The sequence below is a fragment of the Pseudonocardia sp. Ae331_Ps2 genome (assembly GCF_001932405.1).
GTDB lineage: Bacteria > Actinomycetota > Actinomycetes > Mycobacteriales > Pseudonocardiaceae > Pseudonocardia.
The window spans coordinates 2351794-2377822 of record NZ_MCIM01000001.1; the positions used below are offsets into that span (position 1 = coordinate 2351794).

General features: G+C 70.7%; 24 protein-coding genes and 1 pseudogene. 16 read left to right on the top strand and 9 right to left on the bottom strand.

All coding sequences use genetic code 11. The annotated features are described in order from the left end of the window. Window positions 1–338: 338 nt before the first annotated feature. On the top strand, window positions 339–1163 hold the full coding sequence (locus Ae331Ps2_RS11245; RefSeq protein ID WP_075313133.1) for a transposase family protein: 825 nt from the start codon (window positions 339–341) through the stop codon (window positions 1161–1163). A 22-nt stretch (window positions 1164–1185) separates the two neighbouring features. On the opposite strand, the gene Ae331Ps2_RS11250 is transcribed toward Ae331Ps2_RS11245, so the two are convergent. Further along, on the bottom strand, window positions 1186–2256 hold the full coding sequence (locus Ae331Ps2_RS11250) for a hypothetical protein (protein ID WP_075309044.1): 1071 nt from the start codon (window positions 2254–2256) through the stop codon (window positions 1186–1188). A 145-nt stretch (window positions 2257–2401) separates the two neighbouring features. Beyond that, entirely contained in the window at window positions 2402–2737 is a 336-nt protein-coding gene (locus Ae331Ps2_RS11255) for a helix-turn-helix domain-containing protein (protein WP_075309042.1), read from the bottom strand. 162 nt (window positions 2738–2899) lie between these two features. Here Ae331Ps2_RS11255 and Ae331Ps2_RS11260 point away from each other — a divergent pair, with 162 nt between their 5' ends. From Ae331Ps2_RS11260 to Ae331Ps2_RS34220, 12 genes are all read left to right on the top strand, one after another. After that, entirely contained in the window at window positions 2900–3235 is a 336-nt protein-coding gene (locus Ae331Ps2_RS11260) for a helix-turn-helix domain-containing protein (RefSeq protein WP_060713740.1), read from the top strand. Then, window positions 3235–3465 carry a hypothetical protein gene (locus tag Ae331Ps2_RS11265; RefSeq protein WP_060713739.1) on the top strand — a complete coding sequence of 77 codons (231 nt, stop codon included), beginning with the start codon at window positions 3235–3237 and terminating at the stop codon, window positions 3463–3465. Before Ae331Ps2_RS11260 ends, Ae331Ps2_RS11265 begins: the two co-directional genes overlap by 1 nt. A gap of 294 nt (window positions 3466–3759) precedes the next feature. Further along, window positions 3760–4062 carry a hypothetical protein gene (locus tag Ae331Ps2_RS11270; RefSeq protein WP_075309040.1) on the top strand — a complete coding sequence of 101 codons (303 nt, stop codon included), beginning with the start codon at window positions 3760–3762 and terminating at the stop codon, window positions 4060–4062. Continuing rightward, window positions 4059–4442 (top strand): hypothetical protein, encoded by a 384-nt coding sequence (locus Ae331Ps2_RS11275; RefSeq protein ID WP_139318868.1) that lies wholly within the window; start codon window positions 4059–4061, stop codon window positions 4440–4442. Before Ae331Ps2_RS11270 ends, Ae331Ps2_RS11275 begins: the two co-directional genes overlap by 4 nt. 95 nt (window positions 4443–4537) lie before the next feature. Next, a complete protein-coding gene (locus Ae331Ps2_RS34210) occupies window positions 4538–5020 on the top strand; it encodes a WhiB family transcriptional regulator (protein ID WP_371336351.1) in 483 nt (160 codons plus the stop codon). After that, window positions 5020–5532, top strand: a complete 513-nt coding sequence (locus tag Ae331Ps2_RS11285; RefSeq protein WP_075309034.1) for a hypothetical protein — start codon at window positions 5020–5022, stop codon at window positions 5530–5532. Before Ae331Ps2_RS34210 ends, Ae331Ps2_RS11285 begins: the two co-directional genes overlap by 1 nt. Window position 5533: 1 nt before the next feature. Further along, window positions 5534–7486, top strand: coding sequence for a type IV secretory system conjugative DNA transfer family protein (locus tag Ae331Ps2_RS11290; RefSeq protein ID WP_075309032.1), 1953 nt, complete (start codon window positions 5534–5536; stop codon window positions 7484–7486). After that, on the top strand, window positions 7483–8490 hold the full coding sequence (locus tag Ae331Ps2_RS11295; RefSeq protein ID WP_139318867.1) for a hypothetical protein: 1008 nt from the start codon (window positions 7483–7485) through the stop codon (window positions 8488–8490). Before Ae331Ps2_RS11290 ends, Ae331Ps2_RS11295 begins: the two co-directional genes overlap by 4 nt. Next, complete coding sequence (locus tag Ae331Ps2_RS11300) at window positions 8487–9164, top strand: hypothetical protein (RefSeq protein ID WP_075309028.1); 678 nt, start codon at window positions 8487–8489, stop codon at window positions 9162–9164. Before Ae331Ps2_RS11295 ends, Ae331Ps2_RS11300 begins: the two co-directional genes overlap by 4 nt. Next, complete coding sequence (locus Ae331Ps2_RS11305) at window positions 9161–10057, top strand: hypothetical protein (RefSeq protein WP_075309026.1); 897 nt, start codon at window positions 9161–9163, stop codon at window positions 10055–10057. The genes Ae331Ps2_RS11300 and Ae331Ps2_RS11305 overlap by 4 nt, the downstream gene beginning before the upstream one ends. 244 nt (window positions 10058–10301) lie before the next feature. Next, window positions 10302–12263, top strand: a complete 1962-nt coding sequence (gene mobF / locus Ae331Ps2_RS34215; protein WP_249265678.1) for a MobF family relaxase — start codon at window positions 10302–10304, stop codon at window positions 12261–12263. Continuing rightward, on the top strand, window positions 12260–14704 hold the full coding sequence (locus Ae331Ps2_RS34220; protein WP_249265616.1) for an AAA family ATPase: 2445 nt from the start codon (window positions 12260–12262) through the stop codon (window positions 14702–14704). Before mobF ends, Ae331Ps2_RS34220 begins: the two co-directional genes overlap by 4 nt. Window positions 14705–14714: 10 nt before the next feature. Here the strand turns inward: Ae331Ps2_RS34220 and Ae331Ps2_RS11315 are convergent, their stop codons facing one another. The 6 genes and pseudogenes from Ae331Ps2_RS11315 to Ae331Ps2_RS11350 all read right to left on the bottom strand — a co-directional run bounded on the left by Ae331Ps2_RS11315 (window position 14715) and on the right by Ae331Ps2_RS11350 (window position 20739). Further along, on the bottom strand, window positions 14715–14915 hold the full coding sequence (locus Ae331Ps2_RS11315) for a hypothetical protein (RefSeq protein ID WP_139318866.1): 201 nt from the start codon (window positions 14913–14915) through the stop codon (window positions 14715–14717). A gap of 993 nt (window positions 14916–15908) precedes the next feature. Further along, entirely contained in the window at window positions 15909–16349 is a 441-nt protein-coding gene (locus Ae331Ps2_RS34225) for an aminotransferase class IV (RefSeq protein WP_083695457.1), read from the bottom strand. Next, window positions 16350–17321: an IS30 family transposase gene (locus Ae331Ps2_RS11330; RefSeq protein WP_075308805.1), complete on the bottom strand. Its 972-nt coding sequence runs from the start codon at window positions 17319–17321 to the stop codon at window positions 16350–16352. It abuts the gene before it with no gap. A gap of 63 nt (window positions 17322–17384) precedes the next feature. After that, on the bottom strand, window positions 17385–17894 hold the full coding sequence (locus tag Ae331Ps2_RS11335) for an aminotransferase class IV (protein ID WP_075329723.1): 510 nt from the start codon (window positions 17892–17894) through the stop codon (window positions 17385–17387). Continuing rightward, entirely contained in the window at window positions 17878–19116 is a 1239-nt protein-coding gene (locus Ae331Ps2_RS11340) for a DUF6421 family protein (protein ID WP_075312541.1), read from the bottom strand. The genes Ae331Ps2_RS11335 and Ae331Ps2_RS11340 overlap by 17 nt, the downstream gene beginning before the upstream one ends. Before the next feature lie 781 nt (window positions 19117–19897). After that, a pseudogene (locus Ae331Ps2_RS11350) lies at window positions 19898–20739 on the bottom strand (IS5 family transposase). Between the two features lie 730 nt (window positions 20740–21469). Between Ae331Ps2_RS11350 and Ae331Ps2_RS11355 the strand changes: the two are divergent. From Ae331Ps2_RS11355 to Ae331Ps2_RS11365, 3 genes are all read left to right on the top strand, one after another. Continuing rightward, complete coding sequence (locus Ae331Ps2_RS11355) at window positions 21470–21697, top strand: hypothetical protein (protein WP_075309016.1); 228 nt, start codon at window positions 21470–21472, stop codon at window positions 21695–21697. A gap of 205 nt (window positions 21698–21902) precedes the next feature. Further along, the gene (locus Ae331Ps2_RS11360) at window positions 21903–22985 is read left to right on the top strand and encodes a helix-turn-helix domain-containing protein (RefSeq protein ID WP_075309014.1); all 1083 of its coding nucleotides are present in this window, start codon (window positions 21903–21905) and stop codon (window positions 22983–22985) included. Between the two features lie 39 nt (window positions 22986–23024). Further along, window positions 23025–24284 carry an acyl-CoA dehydrogenase family protein gene (locus Ae331Ps2_RS11365; RefSeq protein ID WP_075309012.1) on the top strand — a complete coding sequence of 420 codons (1260 nt, stop codon included), beginning with the start codon at window positions 23025–23027 and terminating at the stop codon, window positions 24282–24284. A 61-nt stretch (window positions 24285–24345) separates the two neighbouring features. Here the strand turns inward: Ae331Ps2_RS11365 and Ae331Ps2_RS11370 are convergent, their stop codons facing one another. Continuing rightward, entirely contained in the window at window positions 24346–26007 is a 1662-nt protein-coding gene (locus Ae331Ps2_RS11370; protein WP_075309010.1) for an NAD(P)/FAD-dependent oxidoreductase, read from the bottom strand. Window positions 26008–26029 lie beyond the last annotated feature (22 nt).

Here is a 26029-nt window from a genome sequence, read left to right on the forward strand (position 1 = left end):
GGTCATCGAGCGGTACCGGGTCTGGCGGAGTCCGGGGCTTGTCGGCCAAGTTGTCGGTGCTTCGTGGCACGTTCGCCTCATGCCCACCTACACCCTTGCCGACGTCGAGCGCGCGGTACGTGAGAGCTGGTGCGACGAGACGCGGCCTCCCGAGTGTCAGGCTGAATGGGACCCCAGCAATCCCTCTCGCGATCAGTGCGGCGTCACTGAGGTGTTCTCAGTAGCGGGGTGGCAGGTCGTGGCGACACGCCGAGGGTGGTGAGATGAGCGGGAACGGGGCAGGACCCCGGTAGATCGGTTCGGTCCAGCACAGATCGACACCGTCACCGAGGTCCTGCATGTCTGATCCTGTCACCTACACCGCTGTCCTCCCGATCGGGGAGCGCACCGTGGCCTATCTGGCGCGGCTCCTGGTCCTTCAACGCCGTCGACGTGGCACCCGGCGGCGGGCGTTGACCCCGTTCGCCCAGGCAGTGCTGGTGATCCGCTGGTTCTGTGATGCTACCCGGGTCCGATGTTTGGCCGGTGACAACGCGATCAGCACTGCAACGGCCTACCGTTACCTGCACGAAGGCATCGACGTCCTCGCCGCGGCCGCACCCGGCCTGCACGGAGCCCTGCTCGCCGCCCGCACAGCCGGGCACACCCACGTGAATCTCGACGGCACCCTGATCGCCACCGACCGGTGCCGCGCGCTCGGCCTCACCCCCGGGGTCGACCTGTGGTGGTCGGGCAAGCACCGCCGCCACGGCGGGAACATCCAGGTCCTCACCGCACCTGATGGATGGCCGCTATGGACCAGCGACGTGCGGCCGGGCCGCGAGCACGACACCCGCTGCGCCCGTACCCACCCCGGGCTGCTCGAGGGCCTGGCCGCGTTCACCGACGACACCCACGCCGCGCTGGGCGACCTCGGCTACGAAGGCGAAGCCGACCGGCTCACCGTGCCCATCAAACTCGCCCCCGGCCGCGGGCAGACGGTCAACCAGCGCACCGTCAACACCCTGCACTCAGCCCTTCGTGCTCTGGCCGAACGCGGAAACGCCCTGCTCAAGACCACCTTCGCCGCGTTGCGGCGAGTCACGCTATGTCCCTGGCGCACCGGCGCGATCACCGCAGCTGCGCTCGTACTACTCCACACCGAGTACGACCGCACGACATGATCAACCCGCTACTGAGAACACCTCAGTGCGCCAGCTCCGCCGCCATCTCGGCCTGGTCGAAGTAGCTGATCCAGGCGGGTTCGTCCCCGGCCCGGCGCTGCTCGAAATGGTGCACCGCCGATCCCATCGCGCGGTCGCACGCGTCGGCGTCACCGATCCGTGCCAGCGCCCGGGCCTCCATGATGTGGAAATGCGATGTGAGGATCGGAATGCCGATCGAGTCGGTCCCGAGGCGAGCGGCCCGAGCCATGTTCGCGGCCTCGCGATAGCGACCGAGGAAACTCGCCTGATGACTCATCGCGTCCAGAATGCTCGCCGCAAGCAGACAGTCCTCTCCGGCGTCGGCCAGTCCGAGTGCCTGGATGAAATAGCGTTGCGCGAGTCCGTGGAGCCCGGCGTCGTACGCCATCCACGCGGCGAGTTGTGTCGATTCTCCGGCGGCTGCGAACAGGGCGCGCCGCACGTCTGCGGTGCCTGCGGCCCGCAGGAGCAGCGGCAGCTCCGTGCGGAGGTACTGCACCAGCGAGTTCCGGGCGTGTGCGCCGCCGAACGTGCTGTCCAGACGGTCGAAGGTCTCGCGCATCGTACGGAGCCGTTGAACGTCGGACAGCCCGATGCGCGACGGGCCCTCGGCGCGATCGCCGACCGGTGGTTGTGAACCCACCAGCCAGGAGACCGACGCCTCGTTCCAGGCCGCGACGTTCGTCGGCGCGCCGAGCACCACGGGCGCGCTCGCAAGATCGGCGTCGAGGAGCTGCGCGGTCGCCACGACTCCGTCCTCCGCCGAACCGGGGTAGGCGAGACCTGCCTGCGGGTCCGCCGTCGTCGGCCGGCGGAATCCGAGCTCGTCGAGCGCGACCGTGCGTCCGAGCGCAGCGCCCACCGCCTGCGCGATCGCCGTCCGCGTCGCGTCGTCACGAGGGACCGTCCCGGCGATCCACCGGCTCACGTAGGTGTGGGAGTAGCTCCGGCCGGCGGTCCGCGCAGCTGGGGACTCACTGACGGCGCGGGCGAACCGCTTCCGGCCGATCGTCCCGGCACGGTCGAGGAACCCCGCCTCGATCAGCAGTGAGGACAGCCGCTCGTTCGCCACGCGCCGGTCCCCCTCCCGGATCAGTGCGCCGTCTGACCGAGTGTGCCCCCCACTGCGCCCTGTCGCGGGTGAATCCGGAAATCCACTCTGGTTCCTGTCAGGACAACCGACGCGGTAGCTCTGGGAGGTGAGCGGGATGAACCGGTCAGGACTTCATGTCGACGGCGCGTTCGAGGGCCTCGACCCGGCGTCGGAGGTCGCGGAGTTCCCCGCGAACGTCCACGGGGTCGTCGTGCCGCGGATCGTCGCCGGTGCGACCGCCGCGCAGCACGGTGCCGAGATGGTCGGCAGGCCATCCGAGCGCCACGGAGAGGGCGACCAGCGTCCTGGGCTGACGCCGACGGGTGTTCAGGACGTGCACCAGCTCGCGGACGGTCGTCAGCGAGACCCCCGACTTCGACGCGAGATCGGTCATCGTCATGCCTCGCTCGTCGAGCCGGACCTTGATCGCGTCCGACACCGCGGACCAGTCCTGATTCACGTGCGCTCCCGCCCTGTCGAGGTGCGGCGAGCGTAGCGAGAGCGCGGTACCGCGCGCACTTCACGCGCGAAGCCGTGTTGACGAACTATCAATCTGAGCTCAATATGAGCGTGAAACTGGCACTGCTGGATCGGCTGGCAGGCCACGACAGGGGAGGCACGAGTGGATACGACGAAGACCTCGACGGCGGAGGTTCCGGCCGCCGACGCGACGGTGAGCAGGCCCGCCTTCTACACCGCGGCGGAGACTGCGGCGATGCTCCGGCTCGACGAGTCGACGCTGTACCGGCACCTGCGGCGGGGGACCTTTCCCGGACTCAAGATCGGTGGGCGCTACGTCGTTCCCGGAGCGGTCCTGGAGCGTCTGGTGGCCGACATCCTCACGACCGGGCGCTGCATCGACCTTGGCTCCTGGACCGAGCAGTGGCGGCACGATCAGGTCGCAGCGCTCGCCCGGGCCGCGGCCGCGGACGTCACGATCGTGGGCGGGGCGTCCTGATGGGCAGCGTCGGGGTGCTGATCTTGTTCATGGTCGTCGGTGCGGTGATCTGCGCGAAGGCGCGGGTGGCCGCCGGTGCGGTCGCGTTCTCGCTGATCGCGTTGGTGCTGTTCATCGCCACGCCGGTCGGGGCTGGCCTGCCGGACGCGATCGGCACGTTCATTTCGGCGTTCGACCGGGCGGCGACGCCCGCGCTGAACGGCGCCGAGACCGCGGGGGCCGGGTCGTGAGCGCGGCCGCCGAGCCCGGAGCGGGAGACCTCGCCCTCACGGCCGGGCGGGCCGAGAACCCGGAGGGACCCGCCTGCGGCGGGGCGGAGGGCCGTCCGGCCCGAGTTTGGCCCGGCCTCACTCAGATTCAAGGGCGCTCCGCTGGCGCTACGCGTCGCTGCGCGACCGACCTTCGGCCGGCCCTTGAGTCCGAGCCTCGGAGGCCGTGCGCGCCTGACGGCGCGGTGGCGGACGGGACGCCGCCACCGGGGGGGCCGGACCGGCCGACCCTCCTCGCTCTTTCCGGAGGCCAGCATGACCGCGATCTTCCTACCCGGCCCGCCCGTCGTGGACCTGGACGACGACCCGACCGACCTGATCGACGTCACGGACCTGGTGTGCCCGGGCTGCGCCGGCCCCGTCATCGACGCCCCGCCGTCGGGATGGCCCGCCCGCGCCGGGCGCCCGCCGGAGTTCTCCCACGCCGACGGCTCGGTGCTCTGCCCGGACGGCATGGGCCGGGTCCCGGAGCCGGTGGAGGCGGCCGGGCTGCGGTATGGGCTCACCGACGCCGGTGCCGCCGTGTGGCGGGACGAGGGCACCGGGTGGTTGGCGTGAGCGCCCGCCCATCACGGGAGTGGGTGGTCCCGGAGCGGGTCGCGCAGCCCGGGGACCTGGACCCGCGGTTGCTGCGCCCGACCGGGCGGACGGACCGGCTGCAGGTCGTGGTCGAGCACTACGTCGTCGGGGCGGGGCGCTGCCCGGGGTGCGGCTGGCCGGTAGCGCGTCGGGAGGAGTGCCCGTCGCGTCAGGCCGCGGTGTGCCTGCTGGACAACCGGCCGTTGCCGGTCCGGCTGGCCCACCTGGTCGACGTCGTGCCCGGGGCCCGAGCGGGCCGCGACAGCGCGGCGGAGCGCGAGGAGCGGCGGCAGGCCGAGGACGCGTTGCCGGGGCTGTTCGAGGCGCCCGCACGCGGGCCGGAGAGGAACACGCAGTGAACGACAGAAAGCAGATGGGGCGGCCCGGCGACGGGATCTTGGCGGAACACGACCGCCGGGCCGCTCTCACCAACCAGTACGTGGAGGCAGGCGAGATGACGAGCGTAAACCCGAGCCCCGGACGGGTCGACGAGCTGGACTGGCGGACCCGCGCGGCGTGCCGCGACGTCGACCCGGAGCTGTTCTTCCCGACCGCGACCGCCGGTGCGGCCCTGATCGAGGCGGAGTCGGCGGCGGTGGCGGTGTGCACGGGGTGCCCGGTGATCGCCGAGTGCCGCAGGTGGGCGGTCGCGGAGCAGCCGCACGGCATCGCGGGCGGGTTGACCGAGGCGCAGCGCACCGCGCTGCGCCATCCCCGCCCGGCCCGGCGTGGCCGGCCGGTCGGGGTTCGGGTGCCGGTGTCGGTGCGGGGTGCGCGGCACCGCGAGACCGGTCGGGCCGCGCTGGCGGCCGGCGCCGAGCCAGGTCTGGTGGCTGCGCAGTGCGGGGTCACGCGGCGCACCGCGGAGCGGTGGGCGGCCGAGCTGCGCCGTGACCACCGCGTCGCGGTGGGCGTGCGGGTCGGGGGTGGCCGGTGATGGGCGTGTTCAGTGAGCCGACCGAGGTTGAGCGTCGGGTGTGGCGGGTCCGGGACCTGATCCGGTCCCTGGCCGTGGAGTGGTTCGGCACCCGTGAGACCCGCGCACCGATCGGCGACAGCAGCATGCCCCGCCCGGTCCTGGCCGATCCGCTGGCGGGGTTGCGGGCGGCGGTGCAGGTGCGGCGGGTCGCCGCTGCGCAGGGCCGGGAGTACGCCCGGGACGCCCGCGGCGCCGGACGGTCCTGGGCCGAGATCGCGTCGGTACTCGGGTTCGACGGTTTGGACGAGCCGGAGGTGCTGGCGTTCGAGCACATCGCCGAACGCGGCGGAGCCGCGGCGCCGCGGTGGGAATCGGTGTCGTGGCGCTGCACCACCTGCGCCGCCCGGGTCACCGACACCGGCCCCTACGGCAGCCACCCGACCGACGTCGAGTCCGGGCACACCGACGGCTGCGCGCGTCACTGCGCGGACATCGCCGCGTGGTCCGCCCGGACCGGATGGGACGACTGAGATGAGCGTTCTGTTCAGCTCCACCAGCCTCGTCCTCGCCGCGTTCGCCGCGGGCGCCCTGCTCGCCTGGGCCCGCGGCGCCCGCGCCCTGGCCGCCGGCCTCGCCCTGGTCGCGCTGCTCCCCGCAGCGACGATCGTCACCGCCCTCTCGTGGCCCGCCCTCATCGCCGTGGTCGGCCTCGCCGCGGCGATCGTCTGGCACCGCTGGTCGCGCTCGTCAGCGACCGTGTCTCGCTGGGCTGCGCGGTCGCGCCGCAAGGTCGGGGTGGCCTCGTCGCTGGACATCGTCCGCCACGCCGGGACCCTCGCCGTCCGGCGTCGCACCGGCACCGTCCGGCCCTCGCTGGCCGGGCTCCCGCGCTGGCAGCGGTTCCGGCTCGCCACGAGCGAGGCCGCCGTCGAGCTGTGCCGCACCGGCGCCCTTCGGGTGTGGGCGCTGGTCGAGGACGTCGTGATCGTCGTCGGCGGCCCCCGCACCGGCAAGACCGGCTGGCTCGCCGGCCGCGTCCTCGACGCCCCCGGCGCAGCCCTGGTCACCTCCACCCGCACCGACCTGCTCGACCTGTGCGCGCCGCTACGCCGCCAGACCCGGGGCGAGGTGCTCGTGTTCAACCCCGCCGGCCTCGGCGGCCGCGCGTCGACGATCACGTTCGACCCGCTGACCGGCTGCACCGACCCCGTCACGGCCACCGAGCGGGCCACGGACATGCTCGCTGCCGTCGCCAGCGGGTCCGGTGGGGACCGCGAGTTCTGGGACGGGCAGGCCCGCCGCGTCCTCGCGGCCCTGCTGCACGCTGCCGCCCTCGGACACAAGCGGATGGCCGACGTCCTGGGCTGGGTCGCCGACCCCGACACCGCCGGCCGCGAGGTCCCAGCCCTGCTGCGCCGCTCGGGGGTGACCGCGTTCGAGCAGGACGTCATGCAGTTCCTGACCACCAACGAGCGCACCCGCTCCTCGATCACCTCCAGCGTGATGCCCGCCCTGGGCTGGCTGACCCACCCCGCGGCGGCAGCGGCGGCGGAGCCGGGGGAGGGGTTCGACGTCGCCCGCCTCCTCGACGACCGCGCCACGGTGTTCCTGCTCGGCGCCGAGGAAGCCCAGACCGCACCCCTGGTCTGCGCGCTGACCGGGCACATCGCCCGCGAGGCCCGACGCCTGGCCGCCGGGCAGCCCAAGGGCCGGCTGGACCCGCCGCTGGGGCTGTTCCTCGACGAGGCCGCCCTCATCTCCCCGGTCCCCCTCGAATCGTGGACCGCGGACATGGGCGGGCGAGGGGTGACGATCCTGTGCGCGTTCCAGTCCCGCGCCCAGCTCCTCGCACGGTGGGGCGAGCACAAGGCCGCGACGATCCTGAACAACACCGCCGCGGTGATGATCTTCGGCGGGACCCGTGACAAGGCGGACCTGGAGTTCTGGTCCACCCTGGCGGGTGAGCGCGACGAGCGGGTCACCACGACCGACGACCACGGCCGCGTCGCGTCCCGGTCGGTCCGCAAGGTGCCGGTGTTGGCGCCGGCGCAGATCGCGAACCTCCCGGCTGGCCGGGTGGTGGTGATCCGGCGCGGGATCGCCCCGGTGATCGGCCGCGCTCAGATGGCGTGGCGCCGCCGCGATGTCCGGCGTCGGGCCTGGCTGCTGGCGCGGATCGAGGCTGAGACCCGCTGGCACCGCCGCAGCGAGGTCCTGCGCGCCTGGACGGACCAGCAGCTCGAACACGCGCTCGCCGCGCTTGCCGCGCGCTGGCCGGAGCGCTACGGCGAGGCGGCGGAGCGGGTCCGGTCGTCGAACCGGATGTTCGCTGAGCTGCGCACGATCCGCCGAGGCGGCGAGCACGACCAGGCCGTTGAGGCGACCGCGCTGAACGAGCCGTCCCCTGGCGCCGGGCCCGGTGGGGCTGCGGGTCCGGCTGGCCCCGCCGACGGCGCTGCGGGTGACGGGCGGTGGACCCGATGAGCGAGCGCTACGAGCTTCTGACCCCGGCCCAGGCCGTCGACCGGCTCGCCGACGACCTCCCCGGCGGCCGGGCGGACGCCGAGCAGATCGTCGCCTCCTATCTGCGCGATGCCACCGGTGTGCACGGCCGGCCCTCGTCGGGCTGGCGGCTGGATGAGTTCGATCTCGACGACGCCCGTGCCCGGTTCGGGTGGGTCGACTTCACGGGCGGGGAGACCGTCGCCCAGGCCCGCACCCGTGCCGACGCTGCCGCGGTCGCGGCTCTGCGCGAGGCGCGGGGGACGTCGGCGATCACCGACCGGACCCGGCTGTTCGCGCTGCACTCCGACGCGGAGATGTGGGGCTACCGCGCCCACCCGGTCGGGCTGGACGAGCTGACCGACACCACGGCGTGTGACCCGCAGCCGCGGCTCGTGACCGTCGCCCGAGAGGGGCGGGAGCGCTCGCACCGCGAGGCCACCGCCACCCACGACGCCCGCGTCCTGGCCGCCGAAGCCGCGGCCGCCGCGTCGACGACCGACGCCGATCACCACCAGCAGACCGACCGCGACCCGCGCGAGCAGCGGAGCGACGACCACGAGAAGGACGACACGATGCCCGCTGCGGATGACCGCAACCAGGACGAGGGGTGGTCGCTCGCCCCGGACGGGCGGCGGATGCAGATGCTGTCCGACGACCACCCGTCGATGTGTGCCCTGCGCGCGGAGATGGAGACGGCCGCCCGCACCGACGACGGCCCCGACCCTGTCGACGACGACAAGCGGGGTGACCGCGAGCGGATCCTCGACGAGGGGCCCGGGGGGTTCGTCGGTGGGATGTGGTTCACGCCGGACGAGGCCGCCGAGGGTGGGGTCCGGCCGTTGACCGAGACCGAGATGCGGCGGGTCGCGGACCTGGTCAGCGAGACCCAGACCGAGGCGCTCGCCGCGCACTTCGACGAGGTCTCGGACGCCGTCCGCGCCCGATCGGTCGGCGACGGTGACAGGGCGGGGCGGGAGCGATGAGCACGCCCCCGCACCCGCAGAACCCGGCCGGCCCCACCCCTGGGGCGTCGGAGGTCGTGGTGGCCGGTCTGGCCCGCGAGGTCCACGAGCTGCACCGCCGGGTCGACGACTTGGACCCGGTGGTGGAGCGGGTGGAGCGGTTGGAGGAGATGGCCGCGCGCACGGCGGACACCCTGGCCGCGGTCGTCGGGCGCCGGCAGAGGGCGACCGCCCCGTCGTGGCTGCTCGCCCCCACCGACACCGCCGACGTCGGCGGGTTGCTCGACGAGCTGACCGTGTGGTTGGGGGCGGTGTTCCTGCGCTACCCCGACGGGGCGTCGGTGCTGCCGGAGTGCTGGCTGTGGCACCCCGACGTCGTCGAGGAGCTGCTCTGGCTGGCCCACGCGTGGCTCGCCGCCTACCAGGGCCCGGATGCCTCGGTCAGTGCGGCGGGGGACTGGCACGACCGCCAGCGCCCCGGCGTCGTCGCCCGGGTCCGCAAGAGCGCGGGGTCGTGCTCGATCGAGCGCCACCAGACCCGCCCCGGCTGGTCGGCGCCGGGCGGGGCACCGGTCCCGGTCCCGGGCCTGGAGCACGCGGCCGCGATCACCGGGTGGTGGGCGCAGCACCGGGAGCAGATGCCGCCCGAGCCCGCTCCGGCCGCGGCCGGCCCGATCGGGGGTGCGCTCGGATGACCACCACCAGCAGCAGTGCGGGGCGGTGGGGTCGGGCCGCGGTGTGGCTCCCGGGCCTGGCCGTCGCGCTTGGCGCCGCGGTCGCGACCGCGCACGGCCTGTTTGAGGTCGCCGTGGCCGCCCGGGTCCCGGTCGGGGTGGCGTGGATCTACCCGCTGATCACCGACGGCCTGGCGTTGGTCGCCTACGCGGCGACGGCGCGGCTGGCCGGTTCCGCGGCCCGCTACGCGTGGAGCGTGGTGGTCGTCTCGGCCGGGCTCTCGGGGTTGGCGCAGGCGGTCTACCTCGCCTCGGACGCGGTGACCGCGGGTGGGGAGCTGGAGGTGTCGGCTGGGCTGCGGTTCGGGGTCGGGGCGTGGCCCGCGGTCGCTGCTGCGGTCGTGGCGCACCTGCTCTACCTCCTGGCCGAGACCCGCACCGCGGCCTCGGTCGCCGCGACGGATCCGCGGCCGACGGCCGAGCACGACGCCGGGCCCGCGCTGCGGGTCCGGGCGAGCATCACTGTCCCGGCGCCCGGCCGGACGCCGGTGGGACACCCCGGCGGGTTGGAACGCGGGTCGGGTGTCCCGCCCGCGCTGGACGGGCCGGTGATCTCGAGCCCGCCGCGGCCGGTGTCCCACCCCGCTCCGCGCCCCGCGGTCCGGCCGGACGGCTCCGGCCCGGGTGGGACGGGTGGGTCGGGTGCGGGCGCGCAGGAGCGCGCCCGCACCACCGCCCAGACCCACCGCGAGCGCCACGGCGACCTGCCCACGGTGCGTGAGCTGCAGGAGATGGCCGAGGTCGGCCGGGGCACTGCCGCCCGAGCGCTCCAGCAGCTCCGCGACACCCCACCGCAGGCCGCGAGCGGCCTGCACCTCGTCCCCGACGAGCCCCAGAACAGGACCCAGCCATGAACCCGAGCAGCCCAACCAGCAGCAGCACCACCGCCGAGACGAGCACGAGCAGCAGCGAGAGCGAGCAGAAGACCAGAACCGAGAACGACTACACCGAACAGAGCAAGAGCACCCCAAGATCAAAGGCAGCACACCTTGGCATCACGATCCGAGGGTGCGGTCCGGCCTGTGGCCGGTCCGCGAACCCCGACGCCGCTCCCGACCGGGCCCCGACCGGTTTCATGACCGTTTCGGGGTGGTCGGGATGCTGAAGGTCGTCAACGGCTACAGCCCCGAGTACCTGTTGAAGGAGGTCGCGACCGGGCGGGAGAACTACTACACCGGCGCCGTCACCGACGGGGAGCCGCCGGGCCGCTGGTGGGGTGCTGGGGCCAAGCGCCTCGGCCTCACCGGTCTGGTCGACGCCCAGGACATGCGCGCCCTCTACGAACGCTTCCTCGACCCGCGGCACGCAGGGTTTCGGGATCCGTCCCAGTGGGACAGCGTCCCAACGCTGGGACACACCGGGCGCAAGTACCTGTCCGAGGACGACCTGTACGCGGCCGCGTTGGAACGCGAGCCGGACGCGGCGGCCGAACGCCGCGCCGAGCTGCGTACCGAAGCCGGGAAAGCGGCCCGGCACAACGTCGCGTTCCTAGACGCCACGTTCAGCGTGCAGAAGTCGGTGACGCTGCTGCACACCGCGTTCGAGGCCCGCGAGGTCGCCGCCCGCCAGGCCGGCGACGAGGCCACCGCGGCGGCGTGGGGCGAGTTCCGGCAGGCCGTGGAGGACGCGATCTGGGCGGGCAACAACGCCGCCCTCGCGTACTTGCAGGACAAAGCCGGCTACTCACGGGTCGGGCACCACGGCGGCGCGGCGGGCCGGTGGGTGGACGCCCACGCGTTCACCGTCGCGTCGTTCCTCCAGCACGACTCCCGCGACCGGGACCCGCAGCTGCACATCCACAACACGATCCTGAACCGCGTCGAGTGCCCGGACGGGACGTGGCGGACCCTGGACTCCCGCGCGGTCCACCGGTGGCGCCCGGGCGCAGCGGCGGTCGGGGAACGCACGTGTGAGGAGCGGTTGACCGCGACGATCGGGGTGCTGCTGGCGATGCGCCCCGACGGCAAGGCCCGCGAGGTGATCGGGGTCCCGGCACAGGCGATGTCGCTGCTGTCGAGCCGTCGCCACGCCCTGACCGCAAAGGCGGCCGACCTGGTCGAGGCGTTCGAAGCCCGCTACGGGCGCGCCCCGAACGGTTACGAGCACGAGCGCCTCACCCAGCAGGCAACCCTGCTCACGAGGTCCGGGAAGTCCCACGACGGCGAGTCCCGCGACGACCTGCTGTCCCGGGTCGAGGTCCGGTTGCGCGCCGACATCGAGGGCGGTCTGGCCGGGATCGCCGACTCCGCCCTCGCGGCGCGCCGCGAGGGTGTGGAGCCGATGACGTTCGACCCGCGGGCGGTGATCGAACTCGCGCTGGCCGAGGTCGGGAACCGCAAGACGCACTGGACGACCGCGGACCTCACCCGGGCGGTCAACGCCGCCCTGCCCGACTACCTCGGCGTCTCCGACGGCGCCGAGATCGCGGCGTTGTTGGATCAGCTCACCGACGCCGCCCTCGACCACGCCCTGACCATGGACACCGCGAAACCCGCCGCCGAGCTGCTCCCCGACGACCTGCTCCTGGCCAACGGCCAGTCCGCCTACCAGGCCCCGGGCGGGGCGCTGTACGCGACACCGGAGCAGGTCCACACCGAACGGTTCCTCCTGGCGGCCACCGCCGCCCGGGACGGGGCGGCGTTGCCGGTCCGCGCGGCCCGCCGGTTCCTCGACCGGCTCGGTGAGGAGGGCATCGAGCTGGGCGTCGACCAGGCCGCCGCCGTGCGCGGCATCCTCACCTCCGGCGCCCGGATCGAGACCCTCGTCGGCCCGGCCGGGACGGGCAAGTCCTTCGTCGTCGGCGCCCTGGCCCGTGCCTGGACCGACCCCACCCTCCACGACCGCGCCGACGGCGGCGGGTCGGGGCCGGTGGGGCGGGTGTTCGGGCTCGCCACGAGCCAGATGGCGACCGAGGTCCTGTCCGGGGAAGGGCTCGACGCCCGCAACGTCGCCGCCTGGCTCGCCACCCAGGACCGCCTCCACACCGGCCGGACCCGGGACGAGGACGAGGCGTGGCGGCTGGGTGAGGGGACCTGCTGGTGGTCGACGAGTCCGCGATGACCGACACCGCTGCGCTGGCCGCGATCCACCGCCACGCCGACACGGCTGGGGCGAAGCTGCTGCTGGTCGGCGATCACCGCCAGCTCGCCGCCGTCGGCGCCGGCGGCGGCATGGACCTGCTCGCCACCGCCGGGTCCCGCTACGAGCTCACCGACGCCCGCCGCTTCACCCACCCGTGGGCGCAGGAGGCGAGCCTGCGCCTGCGCGCCGGAGACGACACCGTGCTGCGCACCTACCACCAGCACGGCCGCATCCTCGACTCCGGAACCTGCGACGACGCCGAAGCCTCCGCCGTGCGCGGGTGGCTGGCCGACACCCTCGCCGGACACCACTCGCTGCTGCTGGTCGACACCAACGACCAGGCCGACCGCGTGTCCGCGACGTTGCGCGCGGAGCTGGTCCGCCTCGGCCGCGTCGCCGAGGACGGGGTCTGGCTCGGCCGTCAGGGCACCGTGGCCGGGGTCGGGGACCTCGTGCAGGCCCGCCGCAACGCCTGGCACCTCGCCGGACGCCACGGCAACCGCCGCGGCCCGATCAACCGCGAGACCTACCGCATCACCGCCGTCCGCGACGACGGCGCTATCGAGGTCACCACCGACACCAGCCCCACCGACGGCGTCGCAGGTGGGGCCGACGGCAGCGGCGGGCTCGGGCAGATGCTCGTCCTGCCCGCCTCCTACGTCGCCGAGGATCTCGCCCTCGGCTATGCCGCCACCGTGCACGCCGCCCAGGGCACCACCGTCGACACCACCCACACCGTCGTCACCCCCACCACCGGCCCCGCCGCCCTCTACGTCGGCATGTCCCGCGGACGACAGACCAACACCGCTCACGTCACCACCCGCACCGCACCCGAGGACCCCGCTGACGGCACCGCGCGGCACGCCCTGCACCGCGACCCCGTCGCCACCCTCGCCGCGATCCTCGACACCACCGAAACCTCCCTGTCCCGCTCCGCCGTCGCGGTCGCCACCGAATCCGCAGAGAACGCCGCCAGCGTCCGGACCGCAGCCGAGCTGCTCGCCGACGCCGCGCAGCTGACTGCGACCGAACGCACCCGCGACCACCTCGACCGTCTCGTCGCCCACGGCGCCCTCACCGACCACCAACGCGCCCAGATCGCCGCCGAGGACGGCGCCGCGTCACTGACCCGCGTGCTGCGCCGGGCCGAACTCGCCGGCCTCGACCCCCAGGCCGTGCTCGTCGACGCCGTCGAGCGCGGCCCGCTGACCGGGTCGCGGAACCTGACCAACGTCCTGTACTCCCGCATCCGCGATAGCCACCGCTTCGACCCCGTCGGCGACACCTGGGCCGAATGGACACCCCGCACCGACAACCCCGAATGGCACGACTACCTCACCGCCCTCGCCCGCGCCGCCGACGACCGCGCCGCCACCCTCGGCCGCGCTGCCGCCGCCGACCCGCCCACATGGGCCACCAGCGCGTTCGGCGCCTGCCCGGCCGACGCCGACCAGCAGGCCGAGTGGAGCGCCGCCGTCGGCCGCGTGGCCGCCTACCGCGAGATGCGCGGCCACGACGACCCCGACGACGCACTCGGACCCGCACCCAAGCCCGGGCAGGTCGAGGAGTTCGCCGCCTACCGCTCCGCCCGGCGGACCCTCGGCCGCCCCGAGATCGACCGCGAGCACCTGGAACTGTCCAACGGACAGCTCCGCGCCCGCATCCGCGCCTACCAGCGCGAACTCGCCGCCGCACCCCGCTACGTCGCCAACGAACTCGCCGGAACCCGCCAGACCGCCGCTACCCACCAGCAGACCGCCGCGCTTCGCCGCGCCGAAGCCGACGCCCTCACCGATCCGAGTGAGCGGCAGCGGATCCTCGACGAGGCGAACCAGGCGACCGCTCTGGCCGCGGTGCTCGACGCCCGCGCCGAGCAGCTCCAGCAGATCGACGACGCCCGCGCCGCCTGGCTCGCCCACACCGCCCACACCAGGGTTCAGGCCGAACTGTCCAAGGCCGAGCTGTCCGCCCGCGACGCCGACGACGACCCCGCCCAGCAGGTCACCGCCCAGGAGTGGAAGGCCGCCCACGACGCCGCCATCGTCGACGACGACGCCCACCGCGAGATCACCGAGGACGACATCGACCACACCGATGCCGACCAGCAGCCCCACACCGCAGACGGCGGACGCACGGCCCCGGCCGCCTCGGTCGCCGACTCCGGGTGGGACGACGTCCGGGAGCGGGCCGAGCGCGAACCACGCCCCAGCGGGGAGGACGTCGTCCGGATCCCCGACGCCGCCGAGACGACCGGGTACCTCGACCACGCCGGCCGGGTCCTGGACGAGATCCGCTACCGCGACACCGGCGAGGACCTCGCCCGCGCCGTCGAGCTGACCCGCTGGCACACCGACGACCACACAATGGCCGAGGACGACAGCACGGCGGACGACGTGGTCGACGAGTACAGCGGCCGGTAGCGGGTCGGGTTCAGTCGGTGTCGGCCCGGCGGGGCACGGCGAGGGGCGCCGGACCCTCGCCCCGCCAGGCCCACCACAACGTCGCCCGGATCCCCTCACACCACCCCGGGCGGTCCACCACGAGATCGGGCTGGCGCACCGGGAGCAGCTCGACGGCCACGCACTCGGCCTCGATCAGCTCCTCATAGGCCGTCGCGCACGAGCGGGTCACCGGGGCCGCCGGCCGCTGCACCTGACCCCAGGACGTGCGATGCGGAGCACCGGCCAGCCACCGGCACGTCGCCACGACACCAGCCGCATACCAATCCTGTACCCTGTGCCCACCCCGGTCACGGGTCCGGGCCAGCGCTGCAGCCCATACTGCGACGAACTCTACGAGAGGTGCATGAACGTTCGACTCGGGGATCCGCTCGATCTGCTCGACTGGAATGCCCATAAGGCCAGCATCTCATAAGTCCCGATAGTTATCACCAGTTCAGCGAGAGGGAACTCGATGACCGGATGCCGTCCGCATGCCCTGCGGCGCTGAATCTGTGGAGTCGCGGGATGATGGGCGATCACAGCTTGCTGCTGGGCACCAGAGATAAGGTCTTCACGGAGAATCCAAGGACTGGACCGACGAGTAGTGCAAACATGATAGTTCCTACCCCAACCGTTCCACCAAGAATGAATCCGACGATTAGCACGGAGATCTCTAGGAACCATCGAACTTGGGTGATGGACCGTCCCGTGACTCGGTGTAGGCCGGTCATCAAACCGTCGCGCGGCCCGGGACCGAGTGCGGCCCCGAGGTAGAGGCCACCTCCGAGACCGACTAGAAGAATACCCAAGACAATTAGCAAGAAGTTGATCACAACTGAGTTTGATGGAGGAACTACTGCCAGGGTGATATCCATGAAGACGCCCAAGAGCAACGCGTTGCATACTGTGCCGAGGCCTGGGCGCTGTCGAAGAGGGAGCCAGAGGAGTAGCACGAGTAGCCCGATGGCGTTCGTCACGATGCCGACCGATAAGCCTGTGACTCGGGCAAGACCCTCGGCGAGGACGGTCCAGGGTGAGTTTCCCAGGCCGGACAGTACCAGTAGCCCTTCGCCAGTACCGAAGATACAGAGGCCGACGAGAAGCATGGTTACGCGACGCGGGCTTGGTCGCCATCGGCTGAGATCATTAGTTCCGCTGTTTCCGGCGGTCGGATGCACGTCCACTAGATTAGGTCATTCTTTTGGCAACGGACGAGGGACTGATACTCGTTTTGTAGGGCGCGAGTGACGGGGCCTGGGGTGAAGACTCTGTCATCAATCGCCCGCACGGGCTGCACTTCGTACGCGGTACCGGTAAGGAAAATTTCATCGGCACCGCCGATCTCCTCTGGCCAAATCCGGCGCTCGATCACCGAGATCCCCTGCCGTTCTGCAATCTTCATGACGGTAGCGCGGGTGATACCAGCGAGGAAGCAGTCTGCGATGGGTGTGTGTAGAGCACCGCCGCTAACGAGGAAGAGGTTGGCTCCAGTAGCCTCAGCGAGGCGCCCCTGCCAGTCGAGTAGGAGAGCATCGTCGAAGCCACGTTCGGCTACCTCGTGGCGGGCGAGCGTGCCGATAGCGTAATTTGAAGCCGCCTTGGCATGGGTCGGTGCTGGGCGAATTCAGGCGGTCGAAGCATCTAGCTCAACGAGTTCGGCGAATATCTCGGAGGGCTTCTTCCAGTTGTGGATCTTACGGGGTCGGTCGTTGATATCGCAAGCCACCATCGCCAGATACTTCGGGTCCGAGGTGATTTCCGTGCCTTTCGGGAAGTACTCGCGCACGATGCGGTTGAGGTTCTCGTTGCTGCCGCGTTCCCACGGCGAGTGCGGGTGGGCGAAGTACACCGGCATCGACCCCTTGGTGACGGCGGCGTGGCCGGCCATCTCCGCCCCGCAGTCCCAGGTCAGCGAGGCCCGCATGTGGGCGGGCAGGCCACTGGTGGCGGCGATGACCCCACGGCCGACGGTCAGCGAGTCGCGCCCGTGCAGCGGAACGAGCACGAGGAACCGGGAGGTGCGCTCGACCAGGGTCCCGACGGCGGTCTTGCCGTCCTTGCCGATGATCAGGTCACCCTCCCAGTGCCCGGGCACCACACGCCCCTCGGCGTTGACGGGGCGCTCGTCGATGTAGACGGGGTCCTTGATCCGCGGAGCCGGTGGTGGCTTCCGTCCGCCACGTCGAGTGGTGCGCCCGGAGCGCAGTGCGAGCAGCTCGCGGGCCAGGGTGGACACCGGGGTGGCATAGATCCACTGGTAGATCGCCTCGTGAGACACCCGGCAAGCCTGATCGTCGGGATACTCGGTCGGCAACCGGCCCGCGATCGAGGCCGGTGACCAGCCACGACGCAGCAGAGCGTGCACGATCCCGCGCAACCGCGGATAGCGGTCCACCGCGAGCTGCTTCGGGCGCGCCCGCGCCGCCTGGGCCCGTTCCTGCGCTGCCGCGGCCCGGTACTCGTGGCGTCCGCCGTGGCGACGGACCTCACGAGAGATCACCGACGGATCACGACCCACCACCGAGGCGATCTGCTTGTAGGACAAGCCTTCCGCCAGACCCCTCGAGATCTCCTCCCGATCCGACAACATCAACATTTCACGCACGGAACATCCTGTCCCGCCCAACTCGCCAAGATCAAGTGCTACGACCGGCAGAACTCACCCTGTCGCTGGGGCCGGCCGCCGCCAGCTTGACGTGCCTAGTCGAATACCGGCCATCTTGGCTTCATCGCCAAAGACTGAGGGCCAGTCCCAGATGGCGATTGCAGTATGCGAACCTGCGTCGAAGCCTGGGACCTCGATGGAACCTGAGCCCCGCCATGAGATGGGCCGCACATAGCCGTTCATCACACCCATTTTAGAGACAAGCGCAACAGTTGCGTCACACAGCTCGTCGGCCGCAAATGGGACGTCGATACGCAGCGCTGCGGCTGAAGCGAGAAGACGACGGTGATGCTGCTCTAAGGCGAAGGCGGTTCCGTCGTAGACTCGAATTCCTTCAAAGACGGAGCTTGCGTAATGCAGTCCATGTGTCAGGACATGAAAGGTGGCATTGCCCCATTCTGTCAACTTTCCGTCAAGCCAGATGTGGCCCTTGCGGTTAGAGAAGTTCAACGCTACGCTTCCGATCGCATCAATCGATTGAGTGCCGCTACCGCTGAGTGTCATCAAAAGCTAGGAGTTGATCCTCAGCTACTGACCTTCGGGATAGCAGTAGAAGTTGGTCGGCCGAGAAAGCAAATCGGTCTCGATTCTCTCCTTCGCTTAGGTAGCGGCGCACGAAATACTTTGCTTCCGTCTTGTACATATCTGCGTCGGTGACACGGCCCTCGAGTTCTTCGATCTCGTGGACGTATTCGCGGAGTGCTGCAACTGCGGCTCCACGATCGAAGATCAGGCCCGAGGGGGTCAGCTCGATTCCACCGCGCTCCCGGAACCATGAGTACAAGAATACACCCGTACCGGCATCGAAATTCCGGGTAGCGGCACGTGAGCGCGGATAGCGGATGAGGCGTTCGAGAAGGATCATGTCAATCTGCTCCTCGCGGAAAGGCACACGATCATCATCGACCGCCACGATTACAGTCTTCGCATCTACTTTCGTCTCTTCAAGTAGTCCAACGAACCAGTTGGTTTTCAAATCTACGTTCTCGTCAAGAGGCCAGCGGCCTTGATGGTGATAGTAGTCATGAAGGTAACCCCACACGGACCGCGCATTGTAGCACCGGTCCGGCTGAAGTCCAGCTGATGCGCTCGGAGCGGTCCCGTTCACTAGAATTCGAGTAGCGGGAGGAATTGCCATTTCCTCGTGTATGCGCCGGAACTTGCTGAAAAAGAATAGTGCGTACGATTGCGAATACACCGGGCGCGAAGATGGCACATTCTCCGGAAAGAAGACGAGGCAGTTGCCGAGTCGAAACCCTGCGCTTCCATGCAGAAGAATGACAGACTGACAGTTGTTCTTTGGGTGTGGATAGAATGCTGCTAGGTCGTCAATCTCACGCGGCTCCTGGCGGCGCACGAGAAAACACTCTAGGCGGCGTCCGACGGGTGGAGCACCGTTGGTGGTCAATGCGCAGCCGAGGAAGAATGCAAGCTGGTCTCGGTCAGGAGGAACGAATGCTTCCCGCGTGGCGCCGAAGTCTGGTGCTGTGTTAAGCCCGGCAGCGATCCAAGTCGCCACATCGGATCGTAGTGCTTCAAGCTGGCGTTCAGACCTGAGGTGCAGGAGAACGTCGCTCGCGCGTTGGACGATAGTGCGTAGGAGATTGGCATCGTCTGAGCAAGCATTCGCTATCGATCCGTCACGTTCCTGTCGCAGTCGGAATCGGTCGACGAGGCCAGTGATCTCATGGACAGCTTCGTATAGCTCAGATTGAGTTCCCGACATCACTTGGCCTCAACGCGGTGAATCGTAAAGATCATAGGCACTGGACCAAAGTCTTCTAGGATTTGGAGTCCGTGTCGCTTCGCTGCGACGATAGTAGTGATGCAGGCATCGGTAGTCCCCTCGGCGCAATCCAGGGCTGCCTGACTGTTGCTCAGCACAATCCGGCGCTCGACGCCGCGAGGGACAAGGCCGGACGGTGCGGGGTGTGTTGCCGCGGTACGTGGCGTTGTGGTCAACCCTGCGTAGACCATGTTGTGTGTCGGCAACAGAAAACTGTCCACCATAGTTAGCCGCTGCAGGTTCGAGAATGTAAGTTTGTGCAGATCAGGATAAACTGCGCGTGCGACCAGGGCGTGTTCTCCCGTTTCGGGTACCTGCTCTAGTGCAGTCTCAAGTGACTCGTGAAGCGTCACTCGGCCAACAGTTCCCTGCCGTTGAAACCACGCGTGAGCAGCACTCTCCAGATTCGTTCCCGAGGGGCCCAGCGTATGGAGGTGGCGAATGCCTTCCAGGTCGACGCAAGTCGCTTCTGGAATGACTACAGGATATTTTGCTGAAGACACACGAATCCTCTCGCTGGTGGCAAGTAGACGCAGGGTGCTCGGATCGAGTCGAGGCTTATGGGCTCGTACTCGTCTTTGGGGCCGGCCGACGCTTGTACGGTCGACAGGATCATTGCTGTCCGTGCGGCGGCAAGTCAAGGAACTCTCACGCGCAGGCGAGGTCGAAGTGAAGTTTGTGTGGCCAGTCACACTTAGAGGTCGCGCGGATTGATGGATGATCATGGGCGGCGGTGTGGTCGGGTGTCCCAGCGGTGTGTGGTCCAGGCCTGCCGGATCAGGCTACGGAGTGTGATGATGGTGTCGGTGAGGTCGAAGAACGCGTCGACGACGGTTTCGCGGCGTTCGTAGCAGCGCTGCAGCCGGTTGAAGCTGTTGTGCCAGGCGTTGGTGCGCTCGATGTGCCAGCGTTGGGTGGCCTGGATCGGTGCTTTCTCGCCCTTGCGCGCGATCTCGCTGTGCAGGCCCCGTTCGGTGAGTGTGTCGCGGGTCTTACCGGAGTCATAGCCGGCGTCGAGGTGCACGGTGATGTCGTCGGGCAGCGGGCCGAGAGCGTCGAGGTGGTCGAGAGTGGGGCCCAGTAGCGGGGAGTCGTGGCGGTGTGCCCCGGCCAGGACCCGGCCCAGTGGGATGCCGTATCCCTCGACGAGTACCGATCGCTTCAGGCCCCTTGCGCCGGTCGACCGGTGACGGTCCGGCGACCTCACCGCCGCCGGGGGCCTTGGTGATGGCGCCGTCGACGGCAACGTCGTCAAGCAGCAGGCCGACGATGCGGTCGTAGGCGTCCAGGGCGATCCGGCGCAGCTGGGCGAAGACCCCGAGCCGGATCCACTCGTCACGGCGATCGCGGATGGTGGTCGCCGAGCAGGTGCTGTCGGCGATGCCCTGATACGGGCAGCCGAACCGCAGTACCTCACAGGAGCTTGTCGAACACGACCCGATCCGCGATCCGGCGGCGGTGACAGCCCCACGGATGAGTGGGATCGAACTCGACCCGGGGCGGCAGCAGCGCGGCGAACTGGTCCCACAACGGCTCGGTCAGCCATGATGGCAGGGCGGGCACGCGGCCTCCAGACGATCACGAAGAGTCAACAACTTCATGATCGACAGGCCCGTGCCCGCCCCTCACCATCGACACCCGGCCGCGACCCAGCTGTGATCAATCCGCGCGACCTCTTAGAGGCCGCGCGGATTGATCACACCTCGGCCGTGGTTGGGTGTCTGAGGCGAGGGCGGGCACGGGCCTGTCGATCATGAAGTTGTTGACTCTTCGCAGACCATGGTCGACCACTGTTCCATACGGCACTCAGGACCCATCAGGTTCCGGGTCGGCCCACGGCTGCGATCGCTGTGGCTTGCGAGGCCCAGCAGGGCTTGCGGCGAGCCCGGTCCACGACCCGGTCCACGAACTGCACAGCCCTACTGCCGCTGATGCTCATCCCGTCACCCAGAGAGCACGCTCGCACCTGGGAATCCAGCCCTACGGGTGCGGACGCGCCAATTACGGATCAGAAGGTTAGGGGTTCGAATCCCTTCGGGCGCACACGACACGACAGGCTCCACCGGACTCCCGGTGGGGCCTGTTCGCTGTTCGGGCCACTCGACCGGCAGGGACCTCTCGACGGTGTGGGGTCAGCCGGGGACGGGACGCAGACGCGGCCGGGGCCGCGCCCCGGGGATCGGGTGCGGGGCGCGGCCGGGTACGATGGTGTTGCGCACGGTGCGGAGGCCGTCGACGGTCATCTCGACGACGTCGCCGGGGACCAGCGCGGGGAGGTCGGTACGGCCCCGCCGTGGTGCAGCGGCACCTCGCCCGTGCGCTCGCCACCAACGGGGCACTGCGCGTGCTGGCGTGTCCGTGGAACGTCGTCCCCATCGCCGAGACCCTGTGGTGGCACCCGGTGCACACCTACGGCCACGACGACGTCTGGTTCCGGGAGCTCCTCGGCGAGGCGGCGGGGGAGCTCACCGGAGACCCGGGTCCCCCCGGACTGCGGACGTCGGCCCCGGCCACGTCGTGACCGGGGCCGCGGCGTCGTGCCGGCGGGAGCCGGGCCGTGATCCGGAGTTCACCGGCGGAAACACCCATGTGCCCTGGAGCGGTCATGCTTCGGTCACCCCGCGCACCCCCGCCGGGACCTGGGTTCCGATGCGCCACCTCGATAGTGTCCTGGCTCACGGCGGCGACGCCATCGGAGCCGATGCGAGCCGTCGAGGAGGCCCCGAGTGCGCTACTGGACCACTGAGGACCGCCCGGCCGGCGAGCAGTTCAGCTACTGGCGCGAGGTGATCTGCGAGGCGTTCACCCCGCTCGCCGCGGAGCTGCCCGGCGCCCGGCGGACCGGGCGGGCGTACGCACACGAGATCCGCAGCTGGGTGCGTTCCAGCAGGCTGACCGCGACCAACTGCGCCGAGGTGTCGTCGGCGACCCAGCTCATCACCCACGGCCCGGCCGAGGTGCGTCGCACCGTCACCGACCACGTGTTCGTGAACCTGCAGATCAGCGGCCACTGCATCGGCACCCAGGCCGGGCGCCGCTGCGTCGTGGAGCCGGGCGGGTTCGCGTTGTTCGACACCACCCGTGAGTACGGGCTGGAGTTCGTCGCCGACGACCGGTCCCAGGAGTGGCGCTGTGTGTCGTTCCGGGTGCCCCGCGCCCGGCTGCTGCCGCTGGTGGCCGACCTCGACGCCGCCACCGCGACCACCCACGACGGCTCCTCGCCCGGTCTGGCCCGCATCGTCGCCTCCGCCATGCTGTCCACCTGGAACGGCCTCGACGCACTCGACCCGGCCGGCGCGGACGCCGCCGACACCGCGTTCACGACGCTGCTGGCCGCGGCGGCCGGCGGCTCCGACCGGCTGCGCGACACCGGACGCGCGGATCTCGACGCGGGCCTGCGGGCCGCGGTCAACCGCTACCTGGCGGCGCACCTGCGGACCGGCGACACCTCGGCCGCGGCGGTCGCCGCGCGCTTCGGCATCTCGGTCCGCAAGCTGCACCAGCTCTACGAGGGCACCGACCGCAGCTTCTCCCGCACCGTCATGGCCCTGCGCGTCGACGGGTGCACCCGTGAGCTCACCGCACCGACGCGGGCCGGGACCCTCACCGAGCTCGCCGCCCGCTGGGGCTTCGCCGACCTGTCCCACCTCAACCGGGTCTTCCGCGCCCACCACGGCTGCCTGCCGTCGGAGTTCGGCGAGCGCGAACCGGCCGGACCGGACGGACCGTGCACGCCGGTACCGGTCGCCGTGCACACCGGTTCGATCCCGGGGCGGCCTCCGGCGGCCACGATCGCCCGGCGTCCCTGACCCGGGTCGGGTCGGGGCCCGAGCGGAAGGCATCCGACGATGACTCTGGACTTCACCCTCGACGCCGAGCAGCTGGGCCTGCGGGAGCAGGCCCGGCAGTTCGCCGACACCGTCCTCACCGGTGTCGAGGCGGCGATCGCGCCGTTCTCGCAGCCCGCGGAGCGGTTCTACGCCATCGAGCCGTTCTACCGGCAGATGGCCGAGGCCGGGTTCGTGAAGGCGCTGATCCCGGCCGAGTACGGCGGCGGCAAGTTCACCTCGCTGCAGTTCGTGCTCGCCGTCGAGGAGATCGCCCGGGTCGACGTCAACGTCGCCTCCGCGATCCTCGGCACCGGCCTCGGGCTGCACCCGATCGTCCACTTCGGTACCGAGGAGCAGAAGCAGCGGTGGCTGCCCGCGTTCTGCGGGTCCGAGCCCAGGCTCGCCGCGATCGCCTACACCGAGGTCACCGGCGGTGCGAACTACGACTCGCCCGACCCGAAGGTCGGGGTCCAGACCTTCGCCCGGATCGAGGGTGACGAGATCGTCCTCGACGGCGCCAAGCACTACACCACCAACGGCTCCGGCTTCGACGGCCGCGGCGCCGACCTCATCTCGGTCGTCTGTCGTACCGACCCCGCGCTGCCGCCGCAGGAGTCGCTCGCGATCGTCGTCGTCGAGCGGGGCACCCCCGGTGTGGAGATCACCGGCATGCTCGACACCATCGGTCACCGCGCGACCAACTCGCCGCGGGTCGAGTTCCACGACGTCCGGGTCCCGCTGGCGAACATGATCGGCGGCCCCGGCGACGGCATGGAGATGGTGAAGACCGCGTTCACCTGGACCTGTGCGCCGATCGGCGCGGCCTGTGTCGGGCGGATGCGGGCGGCCTTCGACTACGCCTACGAGTTCGCGAAGACCGACAGCCGTTCCGGCCCGCGCCCGGTCATCGAGTACCAGAACGCCGGGTACATGCTCGCCGACATCAAGATCCGCATCGAGGCGACCCGCTACCTGTCGTGGAAGGCGGCCGACCACTTCGACCGCACCGGGGGCAAGGACCGCGAGCTCGCGAACATCACGAAGATCTACGCCTCGGAGCGGTCGGTCGACGTCGTCTACGACGCGATGCGCCTGGTCGGGGTGGACGCCTACACCACCGAGACGCCGATCGCCGGGATCATGCAGGACGTCCTGTGCTTCCCCGTCTACGACGGCGGCAACATGGGCGTCCGCCGCCGGCACCTGCACGAGATGCTGATGGAGCCGAGCTACGACCCGCTGGCGTCGGCGGAGAACCGGCTCGCGACCGGCGCTTGACGGTCCGGGCCGGCCCGTGGTGGGACGGCCGGCCCCGGTCACGGTGGGGCCGGAACCCGCGTCAGTCCGGCAGTGTCGGGGGAGCGAGCTCGGCGAACCGGTCCCCGGGGCCGGGGTTCTCCGGCGGGGTCGCCCCGCCCAGGTGCGCGACGATCCCCCAGACCGCGTTGAGCGCGGTCTGCACGGCACCCTCCGCCCAGGCCGGGGTCCACGACACGTCGTCGCCCGCCATGAAGATCCCGCGCTCGGCCGCCGGCAGGTCGTCCTGCACGAAGTGGCAGTACATCCGCCGGTTGTAGCGGTAGTGGCCGGGCAGGGCGCCCTTGAACGCACCCAGGCTGTGCGGGTCGGACTCCCAGGTCACCGTGATCGGGTCGCCGATGACGTGCGCTCCGATGTCGACGGACGGGTAGATCCGCCGCAGCGCGCCCAGCGCCAGCTCGACCCGCTTCTCCACCGGGTACGGCAGCATCTTCAGCGAGTCGCTCATCCACGAGTAGGACAGGCAGATCACCCCGGGCCGGCCCGGTCCGTTGTCGAACAGGTAGGTGCTGCGGGTGAGCCGGTCGGTCAGCGTGGTGGACATGACCTCGCGGCCGGTCGACGGGTCGATGTCCCGCCAGAACGGCCGGTCCACCATCACGAACGTCTTGGTCGACTGCATGTAGCGGGTGCGGTCCAGGGCCATCCACACGTCCTGGCCGAACAGCGACTCGTCGGTGTCGATCTGGGTGGACAACAGCCAGCTCTGGCAGGTGGTGAGCACCGCGGACACGTCGCGGGTGCCGCCGTAGACGTCGGTGATGCGGATCGTGTCCGCGTCGAGCCGGTGCAGCCGGGCGACGCCCGGGCGGGTCCCGCCCCCGTGCAGCGACGACAGGCTGGTCCCGGCGGGCCAGTGCACCAGGTCGTCGGGGGTGCGCGTCCACAGTCCCTGCGGCACCTGCTCCACCCCGCCGACGACCAGCTGCTGGTCGTCCTCGCAGCCGGTCAGCACCACCCGCAGGATCTCCAGCATCGAGTTCGGGAAGTCCGAGTCCCAACCACCGGTTCCGAACCCCACCTGGCCGAACGCCTCGCGGTGGGCGAAGGACAGGTCGGAGAACGCCTTCGACGTGGACACGAAGTCGTAGAAGGTGCGGTCGTCCCACACCTCGACGAGCTCCGCCCACAGCGCCCGGATGCGCGCGGTGTCGCGCTCGCGGATCGCCTGCTGCAGGTCGCTGAAGCCCGCGCCCTCCTCCAGCGCGCTCGCCCAGGCGTCGGCGACCTCGGTGAAGAACGGCGGCAGGTCGGCCAGGGTCCGGCCGTAGTACGTCCGCCCGTGCAGGTCGATCACCGTGCTGCCGGCGGCCTCGGTCAGCGGGTTCGGGAACGGCGCGGTCTCCAGCCCGAGCAGGTCCACGTAGTGGTGGAACGCGGTCGAGGAGCGGGGGAAGCGCATCCCGCCCAGCTCGGCGACGATCCCGTCGGCCCCCTCGAAGGGCTGTGAGCGCAGCCGTCCACCCAGGTGCGAGGACTCGTACACGACCGGCCGCAGCCCGATGCGCATCAGCTCGTAGGCGGCGACGAGCCCGGCGATCCCGGCCCCGACGACCACGACCTCGGACCCCAGCCGGTCCGGTGGGACCCGGCCGAGACCGGCTGGGTGGGCCAGCCAGTCGTCGTAGGGGAAGGGGAAGTCCGGGCCGAACGCGGTGAGGGGTGGCTGCTCGGGGCTCATGGGTGGGCTCCTCGGGTCGTGT